This window comes from Mesorhizobium sp. M1E.F.Ca.ET.063.01.1.1, assembly GCF_003998155.1.
In the GTDB taxonomy this organism is placed as follows: Bacteria; Pseudomonadota; Alphaproteobacteria; order Rhizobiales; family Rhizobiaceae; genus Mesorhizobium.
Genome location: NZ_RZSC01001644.1, coordinates 1 through 431 on the forward strand (window position 1 = coordinate 1; position 431 = coordinate 431).

Below are 431 nucleotides of genomic sequence, written 5' to 3' on the forward strand. Positions count from 1 at the left end.
CTTCAGGACCGACGCGATTGCCGGGCTGACGGTCGCCATCGTGGCGCTGCCGCTGTCGATGGCGATCGCGATCGCCTCCGGCGTGACGCCCGAGCGCGGCCTCTACACCTCGATCGTCGGCGGCTTCATCATCTCGGCGCTCGGCGGCAGCCGCTTCCAGATCGGCGGCCCGGCAGGCGCCTTCATCGTGCTGGTGGCGGCGACGGTGGCGCGCGTCGGCGTCGACGGGCTGCTGCTGGCAACGATGATGGCCGGCGTCTTCCTGCTCGCTATCGGCTATCTGAGGCTCGGCACCTACATCAAGTTCATCCCCTATCCGGTGACCGTCGGCTTCACCGCGGGGATTGCCGTCATCATCTTCTCCGGCCAGATCACCGAGCTGTTCGGGCTGACGCTTGCCGGCAAGGAGCCGGGGCCGCTGGTGCCGAAAC

At 68.4% G+C, this 431-nt stretch carries 1 protein-coding gene; it reads left to right on the forward strand.

Annotation, left to right across the window (positions count from 1 at the left end; genetic code table 11):
* Nucleotides 1-431, forward strand: a 431-nt coding sequence (locus EOA29_RS40210; protein ID WP_245468873.1) for a SulP family inorganic anion transporter, incomplete at both ends; no start/stop codon positions are given.